Source organism: Dactylosporangium sp. NPDC050688, from assembly GCF_040654515.1.
Lineage (GTDB): Bacteria > Actinomycetota > Actinomycetes > Mycobacteriales > Micromonosporaceae > Dactylosporangium.
Genome location: NZ_JBFAIC010000071.1, coordinates 12,497 through 33,866, shown reverse-complemented (window position 1 = coordinate 33,866; position 21,370 = coordinate 12,497). Strand labels below are relative to the sequence as shown.

Genomic DNA, 21,370 nt, shown 5'->3' with positions numbered 1-21,370 from the left:
ACCGCCCGGACCCCGCGCGGGGTGGCGTACCATTCGGCGTTCGGTCCGTGACGACGCCGGGGAGGGCACGGTGCAGGGTCAGGTCCGCTTCGCCGTCGACCTCGGCACCTCCAACACGGTCGCCGTCGTCGACCGCGGCGACGGCACGCCCCGCCCGCTGCTGTTCGACGGTAACCCGCTGCTGCCGTCCGCGGTGTTCGCCGACGCGTCCGGGACCGTGTTCGTCGGTCGCGACGCCGAGCGGCACATGGCCACCGACGCGGCCCGCTACGAGCCGAACCCGAAGGGCCACATCGACGAGGGCCTCATCCTGCTCGGCGACCGCGAGGTACCGGTCGTCGAGCTGCTCGCCGCGATCCTGCGCCGCGTCGCGGGCGAGGCCGCGCAGACCGGCGTCCTGGCCGGCGGCACGACCGTGCTCACCTGCCCCGCCGACTGGGGCCCGCGCCGCCGGGCCGTGCTGTCCGAGGCCGCCGCGGTCGCCGGGCTGGGCCGGGTGACGCTGCTGGACGAGCCGGTCGCCGCGGCCACGTACTGCATGCGGGTGCTCGGCTCGCAGATCGCCCCCGGGCGCAGCGTCGCCGTCTTCGACTTCGGCGGCGGCACCCTGGACGTCACGGTGGCCCAGGCCGCCCCTGAGGGGCTGCGGGTCCTCGCCACCGGCGGCCTGGACGACCTGGGCGGCACCGACGTCGACGCCGCGCTCGTCGGCCACCTCGGCCAGCAGATCGCCGCGCACGACGGCGGCCTGTGGCGGCGCCTGCAGCACCCGCAGACCCCCGCCGACTTCCGCGACCGGATGACGTTCTGGTCCGAGGTACGCGCCGCGAAGGAGATGCTCTCCAGGGCCGCCTCGGCGCCGGTGCACGTGCCGGGCGTCGACGTCGCGACCCACCTGACCCGCGAGGAGCTGGACCGGGTCGCGGGCCCGCTGGTGGACCGCGCGGTCGACGAGACCCGCCGCGTCCTGCAGCGCTCCGGCGTGCCGGCCGCGCAGCTGGACGCGATCCTGCTCGTCGGCGGCTCGAGCCGGCTGCCGCTGGTGGCGAGCCGGCTGCACGCCCGGTTCGGGCTGGCGCCGGTGGTGCCGGAGCAGCCGGAGCTGCCGGTCGCCTTCGGGGCGCTGCTGCTCGGCAACAGCCGGCCCGCAGCCGTGGACCGCCCGGCGCCCGCCACGGGGTCCGGCGCGCCGCCGGTCACGCCCTCGGCCGGCTATCCGGTCTCGGCGCCGGCATATCAGACGTCCGCACCGCCGGCGGCCTACCAGACGTCGGCGCCGCCCGCCGCGTACCACCCGGCGTCCTCAGCCTCCCCGCCGGCATCGGCGTTCCAGGCGTCCCCGGCGTTCCAGGCGTCGGCGCCGCCGGCCGCGTACCAGGCCTCGGCGCCCCCCGCGCCGGTGCCGCCCGCCTACCAGCCGCCGGCCTACCAGGTGTCCCCGCCGCCGGCGTACCAGGCCTCGGCGCCGCCCCCGTACCAGCCGTCCGCGTACCAGCCCTCCGCTTACCAGGGAGCGCCGGCCGGGTACCCGCCGCCGCAGCCCCAGCAGCCGGCCGTGCCGCAGCAGCGCACGCAGCGGCCGTCGGTGATCATCGGGCCGGGGGTGACGCTGCAGGGCAACGTCGCGATCTACGGCGACGACGACTTCATGCCGCAGTACGCCCGCGACGAGCCCGACCGCCGGACCCGCGACGAACCCCCGCAGCCGCCCGCCGACCCGCCCACCCGCACCCGGCGCGGCGGCCGGGGCTTCTCGATCTCCCGGATGTTCCGGCGGCTGCGCCTCATCGCCGTGCCGCTGATCATCGTGCTGGCCCTGACCCCGTGGGGGCGCGGCCTCCTCAGCGCCGGCCGCGACAAGATCGACGGCTGGACGGGCAAGGCGGCGCCCACCCCGACCGCCACCGTGTCGGGGTCCACCGGCACGAGTCCCGCCGTGTCGGCCGCACCGAGCGCCGCCGGCCCGTCGGTCAAGCTCGTCCCCGACACCGTCAAAATCGGTGCCTCGGTCAAGGTCACCGGCACCGGCTTCACCAAGACCGAGCAGGTCACCATCAAGGTCAACGGGGTGCAGCAGACCGTCAAGCCCGCCGTCGCCGGCACCGTCGAGTGGACAATGCCGACGCGGACCCTCAAGCGCGGCGCCACCACCGTCGAGCTGACCGGCATGCAGAGCAAGCGGCCCGCCAAGGCCATCCTGGACGTCACCGCCTGACCGCTCAGGTGCCCGGCCGCTGTCCGTCCACCGGCACGGCGCTGAAGAACTGGCGGCCGCCGCGCAGGTGACGGTCGAAGCGCAGGCCGGCACCGGCGAGGGCGGCGTGCAGCTCGGCGCGGCTGAGGCGGCGCGCCGCGCCGCGCAGCTCCCACCGGGCGTCGTCGAGGCGGTAGGTCGAGCGGCTGCGCAGCACGGTGCCGTCGAAGGACTCGACCTCGAAGTCGACCTCGACGGGCCAGATCCGGCCGGTGGACGACGCCGCCTTGTCGAACCACGACGGCGGCAGCCACTGCATGACGACCTGGCCGTCCGGGGCGACGTGCCGGCGGCACGCGTCGAGCAGCTCGGCCCTGTCCGCGGGGTCCGCCGCGTTGAGCCGGGTGCCCTGCGCCAGCACGACCGGGAACCGTTCGCCGAGGTCCAGCGCAGCGAGCCCGGATTGGACGGTCCGGGCGTCGCGGACCAGCGCCAGCATCCCGGCGGAGTCGTCGGCGACCGTCACCGGGTGGCCCAGCGCGACCAGCGGGTCGGCGATCCGGCCGCCGGTCCGGCTGAGGTCCAGGACCGCGGCGCCCGGCGGGACGTTCGCGTGGACGAAGGCGGGCTCGCCGCTGTGCGGCAGCACCGCGTACAGGCCGACGGGGCGGCCGTCGGTGGTGACCTCGGACATCGCCACACCATGCCACAGCCGTGGCATCATTGCCGGCGACATGACCTCATTCGACCTGTGCTGCGAGAGCCTCGACGGGCTGTCCGTCGGCGACGCGGTCGGCGCCCAGTTCTTCGTGCCGGGCACCACCGTCACCCACATCACCGAAGCGGCCGAGCCACCCGGCGCCTGGCCGTGGACCGACGACACCGAGATGGCCTGCTCGATCGTCGACGAGCTCGCCGTCCACGGCCGCATCGACCGGGACCGGCTCGCCGCCGCGTTCGCCCGGCGCTACGAGCCGTACCGGGGCTACGGCGGCGGCGCCGTGGCCATCCTGCACCAGATCCGCGACGGGGTGCCGTGGCGGGAGGCGGCCCGGGCCGCGTTCGACGGGCTCGGCTCGATGGGCAACGGCGCCGCGATGCGGGTCGCCCCGCTCGGCGCGTTCCACGCCGGCGACTCCCGCAGCGCCGCGCTGGACGCGATGCGCACCGCCGAGGTCACCCACGCGCACAGCGAGGGCATCCTCGGCGCGGTCGCCGTCGCCGTCGCGGCCGCCGAGGCGGCCTGGGGCAGGCTCGTCGAGGCGCCGCTGGAGCCGGTCGAGCTGTTCGACGCGGTGCTCGCGTACCAGGTCGACAGCCAGGTCAAGACGGGCCTGCGGCGCGCCCGCGACCTGCTCGGCGCGAGCGTCGCCGAGGCCGCGTACACGCTCGGCAACGGCTCGCGGGTCCTCGCCCAGGACACGGTGCCGTTCGCGCTGTGGGCCGCCGCGACCCACCTGTCGGACTACCGCGGCGCGATCCTCGCCTGTGTCGAGGCCGGCGGTGACGTCGACACCACGGCCGCGATCACCGGCGGTGTGGTCGCCGCGGCGGCGGGCCGCGCCGCGATCCCGGACGCGTGGCTCACCCACCGGGAGCCGCTGCCCGCGTGGGTGCGCACCGGCGATTCCTGAGCGGCGTGCAAGGTTTCCGGCACCCCCGGCGTCCAAGGGGGTGAAGGAGGTGCCCGCCGTGCAGACACCCGAGGAGGCCGAGTTCTCGGCCTTCGTCGAGCAGCGCGCGCATGCGCTGCTCAAGACCGCGTACGCCCTGACGGGTGACCGCCATGCCGCGGAGGACCTCGTGCAGTCCGCCCTGGCCAAGGCGTTCGCGCGGTGGCGGCGCATCGACGAGCCGGAGCCCTACCTGCGCAGGATGATCTACAACGAGTTCGCCTCCGGGTGGCGCAGCCGCCGCCGGCAGGCCGAGGTCACCGTCGCCGAGCTGCCGGAGCGGGCCGGCCCCCGGTACCTGGAGACCGACACCGCGCTGCGCCTGCTGCTGCGCGACGCCCTGCGGGCGCTGCCGCCCCGCCAGCGGGCCGTGCTGATCCTGCGGTACTTCGAGGACCTCAGCGTCGAGGAGACCGCCGCGGTGCTGTCCTGCCGCGAGGGCACCGTGGCCAGCCAGGCCTCGCGCGGGCTGGCCAAGCTGCGCGAGCTCGTGCCGCAGCTGGACTGGTCTCCCGACCTCGTGGAAGGACGACGCTGATGCGCTTCGAGCAGCTGCTCCACGAGACGATCGAGGAGATGTCGGCGGAGCTGACCGGCCCGCCGAGCGGGCTCGCCGCGGCCAGCATGGCCCGGGGCCGCCGCATCCGCCGGACCCGGCGGATCGCCGCGGCCGCCGCCGCGGTCGCCGCGGTCGTGGCCGTCGCGCTGCCCTGGGCGCTGCTGTCCCAGCCGCAGCGCCGCGCGCAGCCGGCCGCGCCCGGACTGCCCGGCGGCTGGGTCGTCACCGGCGTCGGCAACCAGGTCCTGGACCGGGCCACCGGCAAGTACGTCACGCTGCCGGTCCGCGGCACGGTGCTGCCCGCCCCGACCGGCGACCGGGTCCTGGTCGACGACGGACCCGGGTCGGTGCGGCTGATGAGCGTCCGCGGCACCGACGTGATGACCGTGGACACCACCGGCCTCGGCGGCGCGTACAACTGGTCGCCGCGCGGTGACCGGCTGGTCACCCAGGTCATCCAGAAGGAGCCGTTCAGGATCGGGTTCGCCGTCATCGACGCCCGCACCGGCGCGGTGACCAGGCACTGGATCAACCACGCCCGGTACGACTGCAGCCGCTGCACCTTCGTCTGGTTCGGCCAGGAGACGGTCGTGCTGCCCATCGCCGACCGCTCCGGCGGCGAGGCAGCGGAGCTGGTCGACCGGCTCGAGGTGTTCGACGCGCTCAGCGGCGAGCACTACGTCTCGGTGCCGGCTGGGCTGACCCCGTCCGGCCCGTTCTCCCAGTCGCCGGGCGGCCAGTACATCGTCGGCGACCTCGACGGCACGGCCACGAACTGGCGGCTCATCGACCTCGCCACCGGGCAGCTGTGGCCATTCCCCTACGACGCGGTGTGGGTGAGCTCCGACGAGTTGCTCGCGGCGCACGACGGCAAGGTGTACGTCCTGACCCGCCAGGGCACCGTGACCGCGACCATCGACGTCAACCTCCCCGGACCGGGGAAGATCAGCCTCGGCCCGGCCAGGTGAACTGAACGCCACGCCGGGCGTCCCCCTGACGTGCCGACGCGGGCGTCAACGGCCGCTACCGCAACAGCTGGGCCGGACCCGCCTGATGGGCCCTGGAACCTGGACGGGGCCCCGCGACGGCTTGGTGCGCGCTGCCGGCCAGCCCGACGTGCGGCTGCCCGGCTGCGCCGGCGGGGTGGAGACGGCCGGCGGGCAGCGGCGCCGGCCCGACCCGGCTACGTCGCGGACCTGCCCGCCGAGCCGGGCGCGCTGCTGGCGGTGCTGCGCCAGCGGTCCGGCCGGCACGGGGTCGCGGTCGCCAGGACCAGCGGCGGCCTGCGGGGCGCGCTCGTCTTCGACCCGGCCGGGCACGCGCTGCTCGGCGCCCGGACCGACGTCGTGGCCGGGCAGCTGCCCCAGCCGTGCCCGGTCGGTCATGGCGGGGGCTCAGGGCCGCGGGCCGGGGACCCGCAGGGGGCGCTCGACGGCGTCCTGGGCGGCGACGGCGGCCATCAGCGCCCGGTACTGCGCCGGGTCCAGGTCGCCGGTCAGCAGCCGGTCGAACGCCTTCGCCTCGCGGCGGGCCAGAATCGGGCCGGCCGCGCGGGGCGGTGGCAGCGGGCCGAACCTGGCCGCGAGCCACCGCGCGGCCCTCGGCTCGTAGGCGCCCTCCAGGCGGTGGTGCCGGATCACCCAGGCGTGCAGGGCGGTCAGCACCGCGTACGCCACGGCGACGAACACGACGACGAGCACACCAGCAGGCTACGCCGGGCGTCCCCCTGACGTGCCGGGACGGGCGGCGATGTGACGCGCCCCGGTTTCGGCCGATATCCTTGCGGACCGGACCGGAGCGGATCGGATCGGACCGGAACAGGCGGGGGAGCAAGCGCGCGTGGTGCAGGAGTGGCAGCCGGACCTGTTCGACACCGGGCCGGTCGGCAGCTCCGAGCAGCCGGAGGTGCGCTCGCCGGCCGCCGACGCGTCGATGCGCGCCCGCTGGCGGGCGCTGATCCTCACCGACCCGGTTGCCCGGCTGGTCCGCAACGCCGCCCACGCCACCGTCCACCAGGCCTACGACCTGCGCCAGCTGGCGCTCGCCGCGGTCGACATCGCGGTCGCGTCGATGGGGTTCGCCCGGCAGGTCACCCTCGCCGAGCTCGTCGAGTCGACCGCCGAGCTCGCCGCCGTCATGCACCCCGCCGGCACCGCCGACGACCACCAGGACGCCGCCCGGTGGGTGGTGAAAGGCCTGCTCAACGACGCCGACAACCAGGGCGCGTTCGTCTACACGTTCGTCGACGCGCAGGTCACCCCGCCGCGCCGGGAGGAGTACGCGTTCAAGCTCCTGCAGCTGCAGGACGGCCCCGACGGCGCGGTCGTGCTCGCCTCGCACCAGGCGGTCATGCTGTACCTCAACGGCCTCGACCTGGACGTCGACGACGCCGAGGCGGCGTTCTCCGTGGTGCTGCAGCGCCAGCTGCGGGACCGGCGCTTCGAGGCCGCCGCGCGGACCGCGACCCAGGCCGAGCGGGTGTCCGTGGCGATGTCCGCGTCGCTCGCCGACGTGCTCGACGCCACCCGCCGCGACGTGCGGGCCTTCGACTGGATCACCGACGTGCCGCACCGCCTGGCCCGCGCCCGCGACCACGTCGAGGCCCGCATCGCCGCCGACGCCGAGGTGCTCAACCACGTCGCGGCCGGCATCGACACCGAGACCGACAGCGCCGTGCGGCAGGCCTCCGGCGACCTCGTGGAGACCCTGCGCCGTATCCGCCGGGTCCACCTCGACCTCGCCGAGCGGGTCGCCGGCGCCCGGGGCGTGTTCCTGCAGGCGCAGCTGAGCCAGGTGTTCGCCCGCCGGGTCCACCTGCGCCTGCTCAACATCGAGCCGGAGCTGTTCCACCCGGTGCTGGCCGCGCCCGCCGGCGACGCGCGGGTGGTCGCGGAGGCGTTCGGCGACAGGGTGCTGGGGCTGCGCGTGCCGCGGCTGCTGCACCTGGACGGGCTGGTCGACATGCTGCTCGCCCCGCCCCGCCCCGCCGGCCCCGACGAGGTGGAGCCCGAGACGCCGGGCGAGGTCGAGGGCGTGGACCTCCAGGCGTACCCGCCGGCGGTGGTGGCCGAGGCGACCCGTGTCCTGCACCGCGCGTCAGCGGGCCCGGTCGCGCTGTCGGCGCTGCTGGACTCCGCCGCCGCCAGCGGCGCTGACGTGCGCGAGCTGGTGCTGCTCAGCGCGCTGTGGTCGTACGCGCCGGACGTGGCCGATCCGGACGAGGATCGCGGCGCCGACCTCACCGCGCTGGTCTCGGCGCTGTCCGCGGAGCGCTCCGGCGACCGCCTCGACCATCCCCTCGCGTGGGGCGACGACCTGCTGGTCAGCTACGAAGGAGGGCTCGAGGCATGACGGTCCCGATCGAGGACGTGTGGGCGGCCGCCGAACTGGTCGCGTTCGGGCTGCGCACCGGCGCCCGGCCGACCGACGGCAACGCCTACGGCCAGCTGCTGGAGCGGTACCGCACCAACACCGCCTTCCGCGACGCCGTCGACACCGTCGCGGGCGGGCTCGGCCTTGTCGTGCTCGGCGCGCCGGCCCGCACCGGCCTGGTGCTGAGCACCCAGCCGGGCAGCGTGTTCGCGCTGCGGATGGCGGACCTGCGCGGTGGCAGCATGGCCGCCGACGACAAGCTCATCGCCGGTCTGGTCGTCCTGGGCATCGCGGCGTACGCCTTCCCGCACGACATCGACCTCGACGGCACCGACGTGAAGATCGTCGAGGTGGCGGCGCTGGACCGGTTCGTCCGCGACGCGATCGACCGGGTCCTCGCCCTGCCCGGCGATCCCGACACCGTCGACGGTCAGGCCCGCAAGGCCGCCGAGGTGTACCGGCGCACCGCGGCGTTCAAGCCGAAGGACCGGCTGCCGGGGCCGGCCCGCGGGTGCACCCAGTTCGCGGTCCTGGAGGTACTCGGCTGGCTGGTCGAGCGGGGCGCCGCCCGGCAGCTTCCGCAGATGGGGGCCACGTCGTATCAGCTGACCGACCGGTTCCGGCTGCTCGTCGCCGACGTGGCCGGCGGCGAGGCCCTCGAGGCGCTGCGCGCGGTGCGCCGCGCTGCGGCCCCGGCCGCGCCCGCGGTCGTCGCGGGGTCCACTGTGGAGGGTCACTGATGGCGGCGCCCGCGCGGCTGTGGCAGATGCGCCGCATCTACCTGGACCGGGTCGGCTCGCCCGCGGCCCGGTTCCGCGACGTGTGGCTCGACCTGACCGGCCGGGACGGCAGGCCGCTGGACACGATCCTGTGGATGCGCAACGGCGGCGGCAAGTCGACGCTGATCGCGCTGGTCTGCGCCCTGATCCGGCCCGACCGGCGGGACTTCCTCGCCACCGCGACCACCGGCCGGCACCTGGAGGACTGCATCCTCGGCGCCGACACCGGCCACGTCGTTGTCGAGTGGACCGACCCGACCGGCCGGCGGCTCGTCACCGGCGCCGTCTACGAGTGGACCGACCGGGTCCAGCCCGCCGACCCCAACGCCGGGCACGACCGGCTGAAGCAGTGCTGGTACGCCTTCACCCCCGGCCCCGAGGTCGAGAGCCTGCCGTTCGCGGGCGCGGACTTCAAGGAGTTCGTGCGGACCGTCGAGGCGCTGCCCGCCACCGCCGAGGCCGTCGTCACCACCAAGCAGGACCGCTGGGCGCAGGCACTGCACGACCGCGGCCTCGACCCGGGCCTGTTCACCGCCATCCTGCGGATCAACGCCGCAGAGGGCGGCATCGAGCACCACTTCAAGTTCAAGACGTCCGACGACTTCGTGCAGTACCTGCTGAGCCTGGTCACCGAGCCGACCTCGGCGACGAAGGTGGCCACGATCCTGCGCGGCACCCGCGAACGCCTGGCCCGCCAGCCGCGGCTGCGCGCCGAGATCGCGTTCTGCGACGAGGCCGTCGACCTGCTCGACGTCCTGGACCGGGCCCGTGCCGCCGTCACCACCGCCACCACCGAGGCCGGCGCGGCCCGGGCGGCGGCGCTGCGCCTCGCCGCGGCGTTCACCGGCGCCGCCGCCCAGGCCGCGCAGCGGGCCGCGGCGCACGAGGCCGAGGCGGCCGCCGCCGCCCGCGCCGCACAGGACGCGCAGGCCCGCGCCGCCGGCCTCGACGTGCTGCTGCGCGAGGAGCAGTGGCAGGCCGCGTCCCGCCGGCACACCGACGCGCTCGCCGCCGTCGAGGACGCCGCCCGCACCGTCGAGGCGCGCCGCCGCCTGCACCGCGCCTGGCAGCTGGTCCCCGCCCTCACCGACCGCGACCAGCTCACCTCCCGCCTCGAGGCGGCCCGCGGCCGGCAGCGCGAGGCCGAGGCCGGCGCCGCCCCGCTGCGCCAGGCCAGGGCGGAGGCGGCCGCGGTGTACCTGTCGGTGCTGCGCGACGCGTGCGCCGAGCTCGACGACACGGTCGAGACCCTGGCCGCACAGGCCACCGACGCCGCCGACCAGCAGGCGAAGTCCCGCGCCCTCGCCGACGGCCTGCGCGCCGACCTCGGCGGCCTCGGCGGCCGCCAGCGCGCGATCGAGCAGCACCTCGCCGCCTTCGACCATGACTTGCACGCCGCCGCCGAGGCCGGCCACCTGACCACCGCCGGCCCCGCGGCCGGTGGCACGGCCGGCGCCGAAGCGGCCGGTGGCACGGATGGCACCGACGAGGCACGCGGCACGGGTGGCGCCGAGGGGGCAGGTCGCGCGGGCGGCGCCGACGAGGCACGCGGCGCGGGTGGCGTCGACGGCGGCGGCGCGGTCACGGTGGAGCGGCTGGCCGGGGCGCTGGCGGCGGCCCGGGGCGAGGACGACGCGGCGGCCCGCCGGCTGGCGGAGGAGCTACCGGCCGAGGCGGAGCGGCTCGACGCCGACCGGGCCGCGCACGAGCGGGACCGGGCCGCGGTGCACGCCGCCGTCACCGAGCTGACCAGGCAGCTGGCGACCCTGGACAGCGTGCGGACGCCGCTGCTCGCCGAGATCGACGCGCTCGCCACCGACCCACGGCTCACCGCGCTCACCGAGCGGGACACCGTCGACCCGGTCGCCGAGCACCGGCTCCTCGTCGACCAGCTGTCGGAGGCGATCATCAGCGCCGACCGGCAGCGCATCCAGCTGGCGGTCGCCGACGCCGAGGACGACCGGGCGGTGCAGGCCCTCGCGTCGCCGCGGGGGCTGCTGCCCGCGGCCCTGGACCTGGCCCGCGCCGCCGACGTGCTCGCCGCCGAGCGGATCCCGGCGGTCACCGGCTGGCACCATCTCGCCGACCGGGTCCCGCAGGATCGGTGGGCGGCCGCGGTACAGCGGGTACCGCACCTCGTCGGCGGCCTGCTCCTGCACGACGAGGCCGACCTGCCCCGGGCCCGCGACGCGCTGCGCCGGGCGGACCTCTTCCCGACCAGCGCCGTGCAGATCTCCACCACGGCCCGCCTCGACGAGGCGACCCGGGACGCGGCCCACGCGGACGGGGCTCCCCGGGACGGCGCCCGCCTCGACGAGGCGACCCGGGGCGGTGGCGGCACCGGCGGGACGGTGCGCGAGACCGGGTTCGTGCTGGAGCCGGCGCCGGCCATGTTCGACCGCACCGCCGCGGCCCGGGAGGCCGACCGGCGCGCCGGCAGCCGCCGCGACCGCGGCGAACGCGTCGAGGAGCTGCTCGACGCCCGCGACCACGACCTGCGGCTCAAGGACCAGCTGCGGCAGCTCGCCGACCGCTGCCCGCCCGGGCACCGCGAGCACCTCGACGCCGAGCACCGCCGGGCCGGCGAGCTGCTCGGCGAGGCGCGGGACCGGGCAGCACAGCTCGACGCGGCCCGCGGCGACCTCGACGCCCGCGCCGGCCGGCTGCGCGAGGCCCAGCAGCGGCTCGCCGAGCGGCGCAGGATCCTCGCCACCCGCCTCGGCGTCCTGCAGGACCTGTGCCGCCGCGCGCCCGAGGCCGACCGGCAGCGCGCCGAGCTGGCCCAGCTGCCGGCCCGCCGCGCCGACCTGGAGCGGCAGCTGGAGCAGGCGGAGGAGCAGGAGCGCGGGTACGCCGCCGTCGCTGCCCGCTGCACCGCCGGCGCCGAGCAGCACCGGGTCACGGCCCGCGGCCACCGCGCCAGGATCGACGAGCTGCGCCGGGTCGCCGACCCCCGCCCGCCGGCGCCGGCGCGGCCGGTGAGCCTGGCCGCGGCGATGAGCGCGTACCAGGCCGCCGACGAGGCGTACCTGCGCCGCTCCTCCGGCGATGCGCTGGAGGCCACGATCAGCGAGATCGGGCGGCGCCTCGACGCGCTGGACCGGCAGCTGCGGCAGTTCAGCGCCGAGGAGCACGAGACGGCGGCGCGGCTCGCGGCCACCCCCGAGGCCGCCGACCCGGCGCTGGTCGCGCGCGACACCGAGCTGGCGGAGCAGGAGCACTTCGCGGCCCGGGCGGCCGCCACCCGCGCCGAGTCCGAGCGCGACGCGGCCCGCCAGGAGCTCGCCGAACGCGCCGCGCAGCGGCCCGCCGCGGGGGAGCCGGCACTGGTCGTACACCTTGGGCAAGATCTGCGGGAGCAGCTGGAGCTGGCCGGGGAGACCGTCCGCGCCGCCCGGGACCGGCAGGCGGCGGAGGAGCAGGCGGCGCAGCTGCAGCACCGCCGGGCCGAGGACTTCCACGGGCTGGCCGGGGACCTCGAGGCGGACCTCGGCGAGCGCGGCGAGGCCGGCGCGGCACCGTTCGACGGTGACGTGGACGCGGCCCGGGAGGCCGGGCGCGCGGCCCGGCGGGCGTTGCAGGCGGCCGAGAAGGCGTTCGCCGCGGCCCGCAACCAGCTCGCCGCCGAGGTGCACCGCGTCGACCGGTGGGCCGGCGAGGAACGCTTCGCCGCGGTCACCGCCGAGGTCCGCGACCGGTTCCGCGGCGAGCACACCGCTGAGCTGCCCGCCGAGGCGGCCCGCGGGCTGGCGGGGGAGCTGCGCACGTACCGGCACGCGCTCGCCGGCGAGCTGGAGGCCGTCGACAAGGACAAGCACCTGGTGGTGACCGCGCTGTGCGCCGAGGTCCGGGAAGGGCTCAAGACGCTGCAGCGCGCCCAGCACCACGCGCAGCTGCCGCCTGGCCTCGCCGAGCACCTGCGCAACCGGCGGTTCCTCGACGTCGGCCCGCGCTCCACCGTGGACACCACGGACGCGACGCTGCGCAGCCGGGTGGAGCGGCTCGTGGAGCGCCTCGTCGCCCGCCAGGAGACGATCCCCGACGGGCTGAGCCTGGTGTGGGAGGCGACCACCGCCGTCGTCGGCCGCGGCAACTTCACCGCCCGGGTGCTGAAGCCGTCCACCGAGCTGGGCGAGGACCGGCAGCCGGTCGAGCTGATGAGCAAGTGGTCCGGCGGCGAGAAGGTGACGATCAGCCTGCTGCTGTTCTGCATGCTCGCCCGGCTGCGCGCCGCGAACCGCGGCGGTGACGTGCCCGGCCTCGGCGTGCTGCCGATGGACAACCCGCTGGGCACCGCCAACTACGTCGCGTTCCTGGACCTGCAGCGCCGGGTCGCCGCGGCCAACGGCATCCAGCTGGTGTTCCTGTCCGGCCTCGGCGACATGCGGGCCGTCGGCCGCTTCCCCAACGTGGTGCGGATGCGCAACACCCACCACCGCGGCCGCAACTACGCCCAGGTGCAGGAGCGGGAGCTCAACGACGAGCAGGTCATCGAGGGCATCACCACGGCCCGGCTCACGTTCCCGCACCAGGAGACGCTGCTGTAAGCGGCCAGCGCAGCGGAGGTGACGGTGTGAGTGGCCAGCGGAGCGGCTCGGGCCGCTCGCCATGGGTGCAGTGTTGGCTCGCGGCGGCGCCGGGGCGTAGCGGAGGTGACGGTGTGAGTGGCCAGCGGAGCGGCTCGGGCCGCTCGCCATGGGTGCAGGTTTGGCTCGCGGCGGCGCCGGGGCGTAGCGGAGGGGACGGTGTGAGTGGCCAGCGGAGCGGCTCGGGCCGCTCGCCATGGGTGCAGTGTTGGCTCGCGGCGGCGCCGGGGCGTAGCGGAGGTGACGGTGTGAGTGGCCAGCGGAGCGGCTCGGGCCGCTCGCCATGGGTGCAGTGTTGGCTCGCGGCGGCGCCGGAGCGCAGCGGAGGTGACGACGTGAGCCGGTTCCTCCGCCGCCCGCCCGGCACCGGCAGGTGCGGTGGGGCGGGCGGCGGGGTCCTCGGCTGGGTCAGCGCCAGGTTTCGTCCAGCGTGATGGTGCCGCCCGACGGGGTGCTCACCGTGCGGTTCGGGTCGCTCTCCCAGACCACGGCGCCGGCCGCGTCCTTGCGGATGTATTTGTACTCCACGACGGCCGAGCCCGGCAGGGTCACCTGGCCGGTCCACGTCGCGTCGGCCGTCTTCGTCAGCGGCACCGCGTTCGCCGGGTTCCACGACCCGATCGAGGGTGCGGCGCCGACGAGGTACAGCTGCTGCCCCGGCTCCTCGGCGACGTGCAGCGTCACATCGGCCTGCACGGTGGCGCCGGCCTCCCAGCCGTCCGATGTGGACAGCCAGCCGTCGGCGGGCACGGTGTCCGTGCGGTTGGGGCGGCTCTCCCAGGTGACGGTGCCGTCGGCGGCGACCTTCACGTACTTGTACTCGATCGCGGTGCCGGCCGGGACCTGCACCCGGGCCGTCCACTGCGGGTAGCCGGCGGCGGACAGGGGCACGCCCTTCGCCGGGTCCCAGGCGCCGAGCGCGGGGGCGTTGCCGACCAGGACGAGGCGCTCGCCGGGGGCGACGACGGCGTACGCGGAGAAGCTGACCGCCGGCGCGGGCGCCGCGACCGGGCGGGACACCCGGTGCCTGACGTCGATGGCGAGGGTGCTCAGGCCGGGCACGGTCGTGGTGAGCGCGCCGGCCGCGCCGACCGTCACCGTCGGGCCGGTGCAGCGGTTGCCGCGCACGGTGCCGCGGGTGACGTCGCAGTAGACGCCCGCCGGCAGGCCCGTGTCGAACGTGCGGGTGACCGCGGTGCTCTCCCGGTTGAGCACGATGTAGCCGCGGCCCTCCCGGGCGAACGCGATCGCGTTGTCGCCGTTGCTCCACCAGCGGCTGACCGGCGCGGTGCCGGCCGCGTTGCGGAAGCCGACCAGCCCCGTCGTCGCGGTGTCCTGGTGCTGGCAGAGCCAGCCGCCGGGGCCGCTGCTGACGCCGCCGCAGCGCACCGCGCCCAGGTCGCCGCCGGCCTTCGCGCCCGGCGGGCCCGCGTCGGTGCTGGTGAAGCCGTAGCTGGACAGCACCAGCGGGTGGCCGTAGGGCCAGGCCAGGGAGAAGGCGTTGCCGATCGCGAAGAGGGGGCCGTCCTTGTACGTGAGCGTCGCGCCGCTCTGGTCCCGCTCGGTGTCGTGGCTGTCGACGTACACGACGGCGCGGCCGGCGGGGGAGAAGCCCCATGCCTCGCCGAACTGGTCGAGCCAGCTGAGCTTGCCGGACTTCACCACCCGGCTGATCTGCTGGCCGTACGCGTCCTCGATGACGTCGCCGACGGGCAGGTAGTCCGACTTGGGGATCGGCGCGTTGCCCAGCACCTCCTGGTACAGGTACGCGGGCCGCTTGAGCTTGGCCTTGATCGCGGCGAGGTCGGCGGCCGGGACGTGCTTGGCGGCGTCGATGCGGAAGCCGTCGACGCCGAGGCGGATCAGGCCGTTGAGGTAGCCGGCGATGTCCGTGCGCACGTCCTCCTGCTCGGTGGCGAGGTCGGACAGGCCCAGCAGTTCGCAGTGCTGGATCTCCCACGCGTCGTTCCAGTCGCGGATCCAGTCGTCGTCGCCGCGGCCGCAGTGGTGGAAGTCGGTGGTGTCGTACAGGCCGGGGTAGTCGTACTTGCCGAAGCGGGTGCCGCCGCTGCCGGTGCCGCCGGCCGTCTGGCCGGACATGTGGTTGACGACGGCGTCGACGTAGACCTTGACCCCGGCGCGGTGGCAGGTCTCGACCATGCCGGCGAACTCGCGGGTGTTGCCGTAGCGGCTGTCGAGTTTGTAGCTGACCGGCTGGTACGCCTGCCACCACGGGTACCCCTGCGCGGGTAACTCGACGTGCTCCTGCGGCGGGGTGACCTGCACGGCGGCGTAGCCGGCGGGGCCGAGGACGGTGCGGCACTCGTGCGCGACGTCGCGCCACGGCCATTGGAAGAGGTGTGCGGTGACGTCCTTGCGGGCGCTGTCGCCGGACGCCTCGGCGGGTAGGGCACTGAGCCCGACGGCGGTCAGGGCAAGGACCGCCGCGAGCAGAAGGGGACGCTTCAACGGATACGCTCCACTGTAGGTTACTTGCAGAAGTTGCAAAGCCTTGCAAGAGCGATCTGATGCTAGCTTCCCCGTAACCCGCCGGTAAAGACCTGTTGATCTTTGCAAGGTGGCATCGGCGTTTCAGCAGCTCAAACCCGATGTGTCCGGTGAGAAGCTGGTCATTTTTGCAAGAAGCTTGACATACGTCAATCGGTCAGATCAGTCTTCCTCCACGCGTTGCCATGCCCTGCCGGGCTGTCACGTCGGTCGGTCCGCCACCGCATCGATGCACGCAAGGAGCACCCCGTGTCCCGCAGAAGAACCGCTTACTTCCGCAGCGGCCTGATGGCCGGAAGAGCAGTGGGGGGTTCCCACCCCACGCCCCCCGTGCGGCGCTTCGCGCCGCACGCAACCCTTGTGCTCACCGTCCTGACGCTGCTGGCGTCCCTCCTGGTCGTCCCTGCCCTCGCCGCCGCGGGCACCACGGTCACCGTGTACTACAAGCCCACCGCGGCCTGGAGCACCGTCAACATCCACTACGCGCCCAACGGCGGCGCCTGGACCCCCGTGCCCGGCGTGGCCATGACGCCGGCCTGCACCGGCTGGTACAGCAGGACGATCGACCTCGGATCCGCCACCGGCCTGCAGGTGGTGTTCAACAACGGCTCCGGTACCTGGGACAACAACGCCGGCCGCAACTACGCGCTCGGCACCGGCGACGTCACCGTCACCGGCGGGGTCGCCGGCACCGGCAACCCGTGCGGCGGCCAGCCGACCCCGACCACGCCGCCGCCCACCGGCAACACCGCCACCGTCTTCTACTCCACCGCCGGCAAGACCTGGCCGGTGGTGAACATCCACTACGCGCCGACCGGCGAGGCGTGGACCGCCGTGCCCGGCGTGGCGATGAACGAGGTCGCCTGCGCCGGCTGGGTGAAGAAGACCGTCGCCCTCGGCGCCGCCACCGGCATGCAGGCCGTGTTCAACAACGGCTCCGGCACCTGGGACAACAACAACGGCGCCAACTACCGGATCAATGCCGGCACCTCGACGGTCGCCGGCGGCGTCGTCACCGGCGGCGCCACCGACCCGTGCGCGGCGGTCCCGCCCGACACGACCCCGCCCAGCGTGCCTGGCGGCGTCACCGCGACCGTCGACCACGTCACCGTCACCCTCGCCTGGACCGCCTCGACCGACGACCGGGGCGTCACCGGGTACCAGATCTCCCGCACCCCGGGACCCGTCCTGCTGACCAGCTCGACCAACGGGTACATCGACGGCAGCCTCAGTCCGCGCACGAGCTACACGTACACCGTGAGAGCCGTCGACTCCGCCGGCAACCTCTCCGGCGCGTCCAGCACCGTCACCGTCATCACCGGCGACGTGCCACCGCTGCCGGCGGGCGGCTCGATGCTCGGCGGCGACCCGCGCAAGGAGAGCATCTACTTCGTGCTCACCGCCCGCTTCTACGACGGTGACACGTCCAACGACCGCGGCGGCAGCCAGCACGTCAAGTCCGGCAACGCCGCCAACAACGACCCGATGTTCCGCGGCGACTTCAAGGGCCTCGTCGACAAGCTCGACTACATCAAGGCCCTCGGCTTCTCCGCCATCTGGATCACGCCGGTCGTGCTCAATCGCTCCGACTACGACTACCACGGCTACCACGGCTGGGACTTCTTCCGCGTCGACCCGCGGCTGGAGTCGCCCGGCGCCTCGTACCAGGACCTCATCAACAGCGCGCACGCCAAGGGCCTGAAGATCTACCAGGACGTGGTCTACAACCACAGCTCCCGGTGGGGCGCCAAGGGCCTGTACGTGCCGACCGTGTGGGGCGCCCGCGACGGGCAGTGGGACTGGATGTACAGCGAGAAGGTCCCCGGCGCCACCTACAACCCGCTCAACGAGAACTCCCTCGGCCGCGCCTACAACGGCGACCTGTGGTCGACCACCGCGCCGGCCGGCAACACCTGCCCCAACTACGGCCAGACCAACGGCACGTTCAGCCCTGAGGGCTCCGCCAACCACCACTGCCAGTGGCCCAGCCCGACCGCGAAGATGTTCCCCGCCTCCCTCTACCACCAGTGCTGGATCGGCAACTGGGAGGGCGAGGACGCCCGCTCCTGCTGGCTGCACGACGACCTCGCCGACTTCAACACCGAGAACCCAGTCGTGCAGCAGTACCTCATCGACGCGTACAACTCCTACATCGACATGGGGGTGGACGGCTTCCGCGTCGACACCGCCGTGCACATCCCGCGGGTCACCTGGAACCGGCGCTTCCTGCCAGCCCTCCAGCAGCGCCTCACCCAGAAGTACGGTGCGGCCAAGGCCCAGGACTTCTACGTCTTCGGCGAGGTCGCCGCGTTCGTCAACGACAAGTGGAACCGCGGCTCGGTCAACCACTCCGCGCAGTTCTACACCTGGAAGGAGCGGCGCACCTACAGCGCGGACGACACGACCGCGGCCCTGGAGCAGTTCAACTACGAGAACCTGCAGGGCACCGGCAACCAGCCGACGTCCACCAACGCGTTCCTCAGCGGCACCGGAGGCAACCTCTACCACGCGCCGGACCACAGCCAGTTCTCCGGCATGAACATCATCGACATGCGGATGCACATGAACTTCGGTGACGCCGCCAACGCCTTCAACAACGGCAAGGACTCCGACGACAGCGTCAACGACGCCACGTACAACGCCGTGTACGTGGACTCGCACGACTACGGCCCCAACAAGTCCACCACCCGCTACGCCGGCGGGACGGACGCGTGGGCCGAGAACATGGACCTGATGTGGACGTTCCGCGGCGTCCCGGTCCTCTACTACGGCTCGGAGGTCGAGTTCCAGGCCGGCAAGCAGATCGACTGCGGCCCGACCTGCCCGCTGGCGAACACGGGCCGCGCGTACTTCGGCTCGTACGTCGAAGGGTCGGTCGTCGCGTCCGGGTACGGCACCGTCGCCAGCGCCAGCGGCCCGGTCGCCACCACCCTGAGCAAACCGCTGGTCCAGCACGTCCAGCGGCTCAACCAGATCCGCCGCGCGGTGCCGGCACTGCAGATGGGGCAGTACTCCACCGCGGGCGTCTCCGGCGGCATCGCCTACAAGCGCCGCTACACCGCCGGCAGCGTGGACAGCTTCGTCCTCGTCGCCATCTCCAGCACCGCCACGTTCACCGGCATCCCCAGCGGCACGTACACCGACGCCGTCACCGGTGACGTGCAGACCGTCGCCAACGGCACCCTCACCGCCACCGTGACCACCAAGGGCGCCATGCGCGTCTACGTGCTGTCGCTGCCCGGCAACCCCGCGCCGGGCAAGGTCGGCACCGCCGGCCCCTACCTCCGCTGACACCCCTCGGGAGACACCCTGTGAAGAAAAGACTGTTCAGTATCGGCGCGGTCGCGCTGGCCGTCGCCGGCGCGCTCACCTACCCGGTCCTGTCCGCCGACCGCTCCGCCGACGCCTCCACCGCCGCTGACGACGTCATCGCCAACCTGTGGCTGTGGCCCTGGACGTCGATCGCCACCGAGTGCACCAACGTCCTCGGCCCGGCCGGCTACGGCGCCGTGCAGGTCGCGCCGCCGGAGGACTCGATCAGCGTCGCCGGCCACCCGTGGTGGGACATCTACCAGCCGGCCGCGTACGACCTCAACAGCCGCATGGGCACCCGCGCCCAGTTCGTCTCGATGGTCAACACCTGTCACGCGGCGGGCGTCAAGGTGTACGTCGACGCCGTCATCAACCACATGACCGGTGCCAACCAGTCCTCGACGACCGCGTACGGCCCGGCGTCCTTCACCAACAACTACAGCTACCCGAGCGCCGGTTACGGGTACAACGACTTTCACCACAACGGCGGCGCCTGCCCCCAGGCCGACAACCAGATCCACGACTGGAACAACCAGACCGAGGTCTGGAACTGCCAGCTCGTCGGCCTGTCGGACCTCGCCACCGAGACCGACTACGTGCGCACGAAGATCGCCGGGTACCTCAACGACCTGCTCAGCGTCGGCGTCGACGGCTTCCGCATCGACGCGGCCAAGCACATGGCCCAGGCCGACCTCGCCGCCATCAAGGGCAAGCTCACCAACCCCAACGTGTACTGGGCACAGGAGGTCATGCCCGGCGGCAGCGGCAACCTGTCCATGGCCGCCTACGAGGCCACCGGCGGCGTGCTCGAGTTCAACTACGCCACCAACCTCAAGAACCAGTTCACCGGCAACATCGCCAACCTGCAGACCTTCGGTACCAGCTGGGGCCTGCGGCCCTCGGACAAGGCGACCGCGTTCGTGTCCAACCACGACACCGAGCGCAACGGCTCCACCCTCAGCTACAAGAACGGCAGCACCGACACCCTCGCCACCGTCTTCATGCTGGCCTGGAACTACGGCACCCCCAACGTGATGAGCTCCTTCAGCTTCACCAACACCGAGGCCTCCCCGCCGGCCGACGCCAACGGCTACGTCACCGCCGTCACCTGCGGCAGCGGCTGGGAGTGCCAGCACCGCCAGCGCTCGATCCGCAACATGGTCGGCTTCCACAACGCCACCCGCGCGAGCTCGACCGTCGGCAACTGGTGGAGCGACGGCTCGAACGCGATCGCCTTCTCCCGCGGCGCGCTCGGCTGGACCCTCATCAACAACGGCGGCGGCTCGGTCGCCTCGCGCACCTTCAGCACCGGCCTGCCCGCCGGCACGTACTGCGACGTCATCCACGGCGACTACACCGCCTCGACCTCCTCGTGCAGCGGCCCGACCGTCACCGTCAACGGCTCCGGCCAGGCCACCGTCGGCGCGAACGCCAAGGACGCCGTCGCCATCCACGCCAACGCCCGCGTCACCGGCGGCACCCCGTCGCCGACCCCGTCCACCTCGTCGCCCGTGCCGTCCGGGGTCGCCTTCACCGTGACCGGCGCCCCCACCGGCAACCCCGTCTACCTGGTCGGCTCGGTCGCGGCGCTCGGCTCCTGGAACACCGCCAACGCCATCCCGATGACCGCCGCCGGCTCCGCCTGGACCACGACGGTCGCCCTGCCGGCGAACACCGCCATCGAGTACAAGTTCATCACCAAGACCGCCGCGGGCGCCGTCACCTGGGAGCCGGGCAGCAACCACACGTACACCGTCCCGGCCGGCGGCACGGGCACCATCAACACCACCTGGAACGGCTCCACGACCACCCAGCCGGTGGTCACCTTCAACGCCACGGTCACCACGGTCCTGGGCCAGAACGTGTACGTCGTCGGCTCCATCGCCGCCCTGGGCTCCTGGAACACGGCGAACGCGGTCGCCCTCTCCTCGGCCGGCTACCCCGTCTGGTCCGGCACGGTTACCATGCCGGCCAACACCGCGGTCGAGTACAAGTTCATCAAGAAGGACGGCTCGGGCAACGTCACCTGGGAGAGCGGCGCCAACCGCACCCTGAACACCGGCACCGCCAACCAGACCGTCAACGCCACCTGGAAGTAGGTCCCGCCCCGCTCGAACGGCGGATCCGGCAGCCCTCTGCCGGATCCGCCATTCCCTCGTGCGTCCTGCCCCGACCGACGGGGCCGTGATCGAAGGACGGGATTGGTCGCCCGGATGACCACTCCGCTCCTTCGATCACGGCCGGGGCGACCGGCGGCGGCGAGATCACGGTCTGAGCGCCGGTTCCGCCCGGTTTGGGGGATATGATGCGGTGCCGGACGACGCCGAGGGGACATGGGGACGGCTGAGGGGGCACGAGGACGGCCGCGGGGCGCCTTGGATCACGGG

13 protein-coding genes are annotated in these 21,370 nt (G+C 74.1%); 9 read left to right on the top strand and 4 right to left on the bottom strand.

Going from position 1 to position 21,370, the window contains the following annotated elements; all coding sequences use genetic code 11:
- Positions 1 to 70: 70 nt before the first annotated feature.
- Entirely contained in the window at positions 71 to 2,215 is a 2,145-nt protein-coding gene (locus tag AB0H83_RS42640) for an Hsp70 family protein (protein WP_360106415.1), read from the top strand.
- 4 nt (positions 2,216 to 2,219) lie between these two features.
- On the opposite strand, the gene AB0H83_RS42635 is transcribed toward AB0H83_RS42640, so the two are convergent.
- The gene (locus tag AB0H83_RS42635) at positions 2,220 to 2,888 is read right to left on the bottom strand and encodes a class I SAM-dependent methyltransferase (protein WP_360106412.1); all 669 of its coding nucleotides are present in this window, start codon (positions 2,886 to 2,888) and stop codon (positions 2,220 to 2,222) included.
- A 40-nt stretch (positions 2,889 to 2,928) separates the two neighbouring features.
- On the opposite strand from AB0H83_RS42635, the gene AB0H83_RS42630 reads away from it, so the two are divergent.
- From AB0H83_RS42630 to AB0H83_RS42620, 3 genes are read left to right on the top strand one after another with little or no spacing between them, the layout of a single operon-like run.
- Positions 2,929 to 3,828, top strand: coding sequence for an ADP-ribosylglycohydrolase family protein (locus tag AB0H83_RS42630; RefSeq protein ID WP_360106409.1), 900 nt, complete (start codon positions 2,929 to 2,931; stop codon positions 3,826 to 3,828).
- Between the two features lie 58 nt (positions 3,829 to 3,886).
- Complete coding sequence (locus tag AB0H83_RS42625; RefSeq protein ID WP_360106406.1) at positions 3,887 to 4,405, top strand: SigE family RNA polymerase sigma factor; 519 nt, start codon at positions 3,887 to 3,889, stop codon at positions 4,403 to 4,405.
- Positions 4,405 to 5,394, top strand: a complete 990-nt coding sequence (locus AB0H83_RS42620; RefSeq protein ID WP_360106403.1) for a hypothetical protein — start codon at positions 4,405 to 4,407, stop codon at positions 5,392 to 5,394. Before AB0H83_RS42625 ends, AB0H83_RS42620 begins: the two co-directional genes overlap by 1 nt.
- Positions 5,395 to 5,439: 45 nt before the next feature.
- Here the strand turns inward: AB0H83_RS42620 and AB0H83_RS42615 are convergent, their stop codons facing one another.
- On the bottom strand, positions 5,440 to 5,811 hold the full coding sequence (locus tag AB0H83_RS42615; protein ID WP_360106400.1) for a hypothetical protein: 372 nt from the start codon (positions 5,809 to 5,811) through the stop codon (positions 5,440 to 5,442).
- Between the two features lie 9 nt (positions 5,812 to 5,820).
- Positions 5,821 to 6,126 carry a hypothetical protein gene (locus AB0H83_RS42610; protein WP_360106397.1) on the bottom strand — a complete coding sequence of 102 codons (306 nt, stop codon included), beginning with the start codon at positions 6,124 to 6,126 and terminating at the stop codon, positions 5,821 to 5,823.
- Between the two features lie 139 nt (positions 6,127 to 6,265).
- On the opposite strand from AB0H83_RS42610, the gene AB0H83_RS42605 reads away from it, so the two are divergent.
- The 3 genes from AB0H83_RS42605 to AB0H83_RS42595 are packed head-to-tail and all read left to right on the top strand — an operon-like array spanning position 6,266 to position 13,124.
- Positions 6,266 to 7,777 carry a hypothetical protein gene (locus AB0H83_RS42605; protein WP_360106394.1) on the top strand — a complete coding sequence of 504 codons (1,512 nt, stop codon included), beginning with the start codon at positions 6,266 to 6,268 and terminating at the stop codon, positions 7,775 to 7,777.
- Positions 7,774 to 8,538 carry a hypothetical protein gene (locus AB0H83_RS42600; RefSeq protein ID WP_360106391.1) on the top strand — a complete coding sequence of 255 codons (765 nt, stop codon included), beginning with the start codon at positions 7,774 to 7,776 and terminating at the stop codon, positions 8,536 to 8,538. Before AB0H83_RS42605 ends, AB0H83_RS42600 begins: the two co-directional genes overlap by 4 nt.
- A complete protein-coding gene (locus AB0H83_RS42595) occupies positions 8,538 to 13,124 on the top strand; it encodes a hypothetical protein (protein WP_360106388.1) in 4,587 nt (1,528 codons plus the stop codon). Before AB0H83_RS42600 ends, AB0H83_RS42595 begins: the two co-directional genes overlap by 1 nt.
- Before the next feature lie 447 nt (positions 13,125 to 13,571).
- Here the strand turns inward: AB0H83_RS42595 and AB0H83_RS42590 are convergent, their stop codons facing one another.
- The gene (locus AB0H83_RS42590) at positions 13,572 to 15,632 is read right to left on the bottom strand and encodes a carbohydrate-binding module family 20 domain-containing protein (RefSeq protein ID WP_360106385.1); all 2,061 of its coding nucleotides are present in this window, start codon (positions 15,630 to 15,632) and stop codon (positions 13,572 to 13,574) included.
- Between the two features lie 399 nt (positions 15,633 to 16,031).
- Between AB0H83_RS42590 and AB0H83_RS42585 the strand changes: the two genes are divergently transcribed.
- Positions 16,032 to 18,962 carry a carbohydrate binding domain-containing protein gene (locus tag AB0H83_RS42585; RefSeq protein WP_360106382.1) on the top strand — a complete coding sequence of 977 codons (2,931 nt, stop codon included), beginning with the start codon at positions 16,032 to 16,034 and terminating at the stop codon, positions 18,960 to 18,962.
- A gap of 20 nt (positions 18,963 to 18,982) precedes the next feature.
- Positions 18,983 to 21,082, top strand: a complete 2,100-nt coding sequence (locus AB0H83_RS42580) for a carbohydrate-binding module family 20 domain-containing protein (RefSeq protein WP_360106379.1) — start codon at positions 18,983 to 18,985, stop codon at positions 21,080 to 21,082.
- Positions 21,083 to 21,370 lie beyond the last annotated feature (288 nt).